The 5056-nt window shown below is 62.8% G+C and carries 3 protein-coding genes and 2 pseudogenes; 2 read left to right on the forward strand and 3 right to left on the reverse strand.

Going from position 1 to position 5056, the window contains the following annotated elements:
- Positions 1 to 118: 118 nt before the first annotated feature.
- On the forward strand, positions 119 to 832 hold the full coding sequence (locus tag AWC17_RS10570) for a beta-propeller fold lactonase family protein (protein ID WP_085164605.1): 714 nt from the start codon (positions 119 to 121) through the stop codon (positions 830 to 832).
- A 124-nt stretch (positions 833 to 956) separates the two neighbouring features.
- Here the strand turns inward: AWC17_RS10570 and AWC17_RS10575 are convergent.
- Positions 957 to 1284 (reverse strand): annotated as a pseudogene (locus AWC17_RS10575) (hypothetical protein).
- Positions 1285 to 1290: 6 nt separating this feature from the next.
- Here AWC17_RS10575 and AWC17_RS10580 point away from each other — a divergent pair.
- Positions 1291 to 1662 (forward strand): annotated as a pseudogene (locus AWC17_RS10580) (LGFP repeat-containing protein); the annotation flags it as partial.
- Positions 1663 to 1689: 27 nt separating this feature from the next.
- On the opposite strand, the gene AWC17_RS10585 reads toward AWC17_RS10580, so the two are convergent.
- The gene (locus AWC17_RS10585) at positions 1690 to 2517 is read right to left on the reverse strand and encodes a DUF1906 domain-containing protein (RefSeq protein ID WP_046185643.1); all 828 of its coding nucleotides are present in this window, start codon (positions 2515 to 2517) and stop codon (positions 1690 to 1692) included.
- A gap of 339 nt (positions 2518 to 2856) precedes the next feature.
- Complete coding sequence (locus AWC17_RS10590) at positions 2857 to 4542, reverse strand: GMC family oxidoreductase (protein ID WP_046185642.1); 1686 nt, start codon at positions 4540 to 4542, stop codon at positions 2857 to 2859.
- Positions 4543 to 5056: the final 514 nt, after the last annotated feature.

Below are 5056 nucleotides of genomic sequence, written 5' to 3' on the forward strand. Positions count from 1 at the left end.
CTCCTTCCATCAGACTTGCCGGTCTTCGAGGGAACCTACGTCCGGATTCTTTTACACCGCGGCAGGGACACGACCCAGCCGCACGGTCACAGCCACCATCGCTGTAGGACGCCACCCGGTGGGTGTTGCCGTAGATCCATCGACCCGGACCGTCTACGTCACCAACTACGATGACTCCTCGGTGTCGGTCATCGACACCACCAACGGCACGGTCATCGCCAGAATCGGTGTCGGCACCCATCCGGGCGGAGTAGTGGTCGACCCGGATGCCCGTATCGCCTATGCCACTAACGGTGATAACGCATCGGTGTCGGTCATCGACGTGACATCGCATACCCTGACGGGGACCGTGCCCACCGGAAAAGGTCCAAGCCGCGTCGCCATCGATCGGACCGCTCACCGCTTGTTTGTCACCACTGCCGATCCCACGGTGACGGTTATCGATACCACGAACCGAACCGTCATCGGTTCCGTCGCACTTCGCGGCCGCCCGGCCGGTATCGCAATCGATACCGCATCGCACACCGCCTATATCGCAAGCGGTGACGATGCATCGGTGTCCTTGGTCGACACCATCAGCCTCAGCGTCACCGCTAGTGTGCCCGTCGGGCAACGCCCCGCGGGTGTGGCGGTGGACCCGCCGACCAACACCGCCTACGTGGCCAACTACAGCGGTGCGTCCGTGTCCGTGATCGACACCACCAGACGCATCGTCACCGGAATCCTTGCCGTCGGAAACAATCCTCTCGCCATCGCCGTCGACCCAACCACGCACTTCGCATACGTCACCAGCGACCTTAACCATGGCTCGCTGACAGTGATCGAACGTTGACGTTGGGTTCGTAGACCGCCGATTCAGGTGGTGAACTACTCACGCTTTTCGCACTGAGTTAGTGCTACTTTTCCAGCAGGCGCCCACAACGACGCCTCAAGAAGTGATTGTGCCCAAGCGTGCGTCAAGAGCCGGGCCTGATCTCAACCGGATGATCGCTCAGGGGCTCAATCACGATCCCTACTCGTCTCATCAGCTCAATTGAACGGTTGGTGTCCATCACCGTCTTTACGTCACCCTCAAGGATCATGTACGCGGCGCGGTTCATCCGCTCGTAGAACTCTTTCATCGATTCCACGCTGCGAAAGACCGGGAAGTACCAAACACCCTCGCGTTCAAGCAAGAACGGCTTTTGTCTGCCGTCGTTTGTCACCAAAAGGGGTGGAGTAGTACACCTTGGCATCAGCGGGAGCTGTTTCGGGCTGCTTCTTCTTCTTTTTGAATAGGCCCACGGAATCTCCTCTATAGCGGACGCCGTTGGCTCCGCCATCGGCGCGCCATGCGACCCGGACACACGGGAGAGCGGCGTGGTATTCCAGCAGTTCCAGGGCGGCGCGATCACCGCCGAGAACGGCGAGGCCGGCACGCCCGCATACATCATCCTGGGCAAGATCCGGGAAGCCTGGAATGTCCCACGCGGCCCGGACGGCACGCCTGCGGTCACCGGCACCAACGGTTCGGCAGGTCCGCTGGGCTTGCCCACCAGCGACGTGAACGCCGTCGGCGACCTGCAGGTGTCGACCTTCGAGCACGGCAAGATCGAGTACAACCCGACGACCGGCCAGGTCGCGGTGACGGTAAACGACAAGGTCGTGCCATCCGGGCTCTAGCTCGAATTGCGGGCAGCGATCTCGCCACTACCGCACATCGCCACTTGGATGGCTCGCATGGAGGTTCCACTGGCCGCAATCGGAAGCCAGGACGTCGTTGACGTCGACTTCGAGTCCGCCGACCTTCGGCCCGGGATTGGACGAGGTGCTCACGACTCGTTGGTAGAGAACAGCGGCGGGGTGGACCTGATTGCCGGACCAGGCTCGAGTTTGCCAGACCCAGCGGCGGCCAGGTGTGCTCGAAGACCCAACAACGCCATCAGCCGCGGCCCACTGACACACCCTGACGCCTCCGTAGACCCCCGTGCGTTGAACCCCAAGAACCGAGTTGATTCCGCGAAACCATTGCAGCGCGGTGCGATTCCAAGTGTCGCGATTGATGTCCTCGTCGATGGTGAAGAAAATCGGTGCACCCTGGCTGCCGCCCGCGGCGGTGTGCAGCTGCCAGGCGGTGCGCGCGTCCGCGATGCCGCCGGCGTAGCCCCGCGTGAAGTCCGACGGTGCCGACCCACCTGGTTTGCCGTATTGGTAGTTACTGACGATCACCAGGCCTGCGGCTTTCAATGAGTCGGCGTAGGGCCGAGTGATCGGCTTGGCGCCAAACGATGAGCCAGGACGCGACTCCGAAACGTAGTTGACCACCCCGCTATAGCCGGCAGCGCGGATCTGGTGCGCCGGAATCTGGCGCGCGGCGAAGTCGATCAGTTGGGGAGGAGCGGTGGCCGCCGCCGTGGGCATGCCGCAGGCTACTGATGCGGCACCCAGACCGGCCAACGCAGCGGCGTAGCGCAGCGCGTCGCGGCGGGAAACCGTTCGCAGTCGCACATCGCTGGCCGGCGGGGGCAAACATTGCATCGCGCGATGTTAACGATGTGACTGTTGTTGCCGATAGAGCTGCGCTAGCCGAAACGCGGTTGCATTCCCAAATGGATACCGAACGGTGACCGTTCGGCTATGACCTCGGACGCCGCGTGCGAATCGACTCGGCGTGCGATCAAGATTGGCGTTGACGTACAGAGCTATTCGTGCGATCCACCTGACGAAAACGGCGAGGTTTACTGGTAACCCTCAATATTCGATCCCGCCGTATTTCTCCTCAAGGAGTTGCGCACGCGCGGTCGCGCGACGCAGGGGAGCGGCTTAGGCTTCCCCGCTGCCGGGGGCAACCAGATTCGTGTCTCGGTGTTGACCGACTTATCCCACAATCGCCCGCGCTGCGCGCTCTGCGATGAGCATGACCGGCGCGTTCGTGTTGCCGGAAATGATGGTGGGCATGGCCGACGCATCGACCACTCGAAGGCCGGCAACGCGATACACGCGGCAGTCGGTGTCGAGCACCGTGGCGGCCGAACGCGGCCGCCCGCCGGCGTCAAAGGCTCCCATCGCGCAGGTACCCACCGGATGGAAAATAGTCGTACCGAGTTCACCGGCCGCCTTCTGCAGCTCTTCATCACTCACGAATTGCGGGCCGGGTAACAACTCCTGCGGGCGGTAGCGGGCCAGAGCCGGCGCCGCCATGATCTGCCGGGTCATCCGGAGGCCCCGCACGGCGATTCGACGATCGGCGTCAGTCGACAGGTAATTGCAGAAGATCTTCGGGTAGGTCAGCGGATCTGCACTGGCCATGCGCACATGACCTCGCGAGCTGGGTCGCAGATTGCAGACCGAAGGAGTGATCGCTCCGAAGGGGTGCAGGGGTTCGCCGAACTTCGGCAACGACAAGGGCTGCACATGCCACTCCAGATCGGCACTTTCCAGCGCGGGGTCGCTCTTGGCGAAAGCTCCTAGCGTGGAAGGCGGCATCGTCATTGGCCCTGATCGCAACAGCAGGTACTGAAGTCCCATGCCCGCACGGCTGATCCAGTTCCGGTACAGCGTGTTGACGGTCGGGGCGCCCCGGACCCGGTAGATCGTTCGAAGCTGCAGGTGGTCCTGGAGGTTTTCGCCCACTCCTGGTAGATCGACGGCGACCGGCACTTGATGCTGGGCAAGCAGGCCCGCCGGGCCCAGACCCGAGACCTGCATCAGATGCGGGGAGCCAATAGCTCCGGCGCTCAGGATCACCTCCCGGCGGGCTCGGACGTGGACGATGTGGCCATCCCTGAGCAGCCGCAGCCCGTTGACGCGTTGCTGTGCCGTGGTCCAGGCACCGCGACGCTGATCCTCGTGGACCTGGTCGTCCATCAGAAGCCGCAAGGCCTGGGTCTGCGTGTAGACGGTGAGGTTCGGCCGGTGGGCGATGGGATGCAGAAAGGCATCGGCCATCGACCAGCGACGGCCACGCCGTTGGTTCACGTGAAAGTACGCAGAGCCGGCGTTGACGCCCCGGTTGAATTCATCGATCGGGGAGATGCCGACCTCGGCAGCCGCGGTCTGCCAGGCGTCCAAGATCTTCCAGCGCACACGTGGCCGCTCGACGCGGATCTCACCTCCGGCGCCGTGATAGTCGTCGGCGCCGCCGAAGTAGTCCTCCAACTCTTTGTAGATCGCCAGCGTCTCGCCTGGACTGTTCGGGCCACCCCAACGCCATCGCTCGTCACCGGTGGCCCGCGCCCACAGGTCGTAGTCGCTGGCCTGTCCGCGCATGTGGATCATGGCATTGATCGACGAGCAGCCTCCGATGACACGGCCGCGGGCGTAGTGAATGCTGCGCCCGGCCAGGCCGGGGTCGGCCTCGGTCGTGAAGCACCAGTCGGTGCGCGCGTTGGCGATTGTGTACAGATAGCCCACCGGGACCTTGATCCAGAACCAGTCGTCTTTGCCGCCGGCCTCTATCAGGAGGACACGGCGATCAGGGTTGGCGCTGAGCCGATTGGCGAGCAGGCAGCCTGCGCTGCCTGCTCCCACGATGATGAAGTCGAATTCGGCAACCGGGTTCATTCCGGTATCGGTCCTCCATAGCGTCGGATGCGAGTCCTAGTGTGCGCGATGACCACCACATCTCGTCGAGGAATGATTGGCCTTGAACCTGCACGTTGTCTTCGACGTCTGAAAATTGTTGTGGCACATGCAAAAACGGAATCTATTACGAGCAAACTCCTCCCGCGTGCTGAAGCGAGAGGTCTTCCGTAATGATGGCAGCTCGACGGCGGCTCACACGGCTCGCCGCGCAGTATGGGAGCACGATTGTGTGCCGTGACCGTTAAGCATCGTTACCGCAATCGTGATCTCGCACTCGTATCTTTGGACATACCAGAAGGCCGCAGTTTCCGACCTCCCAATATCGCCTATCGGCGTCCGCAAGCCTGGGGGCTGAGATGACCACCGCAATCGCCGCGCACAACCCAGTCGACAAAGACGCGGCCGACGCGCACGACGGTGGCGTCCAGATTTCGGTGTAAATCGGCGGGCGCAGGTTCTGGCTTCGGTGGGTGATGTTACGCGGTAGCGCTGA

Source organism: Mycobacterium nebraskense, assembly GCF_002102255.1.
GTDB lineage: Bacteria > Actinomycetota > Actinomycetes > Mycobacteriales > Mycobacteriaceae > Mycobacterium > Mycobacterium nebraskense.

What these genes read in the sequence shown, in the direction of transcription:
- AWC17_RS10585 (WP_046185643.1), bottom strand. Translation starts at nt 2,517, where the DNA reads ATGCAATGTTTGCCCCCGCCGGCCAGCGATGTGCGACTGCGAACGGTT.
- AWC17_RS10590 (WP_046185642.1), bottom strand. Translation starts at nt 4,542, where the DNA reads ATGAACCCGGTTGCCGAATTCGACTTCATCATCGTGGGAGCAGGCAGC.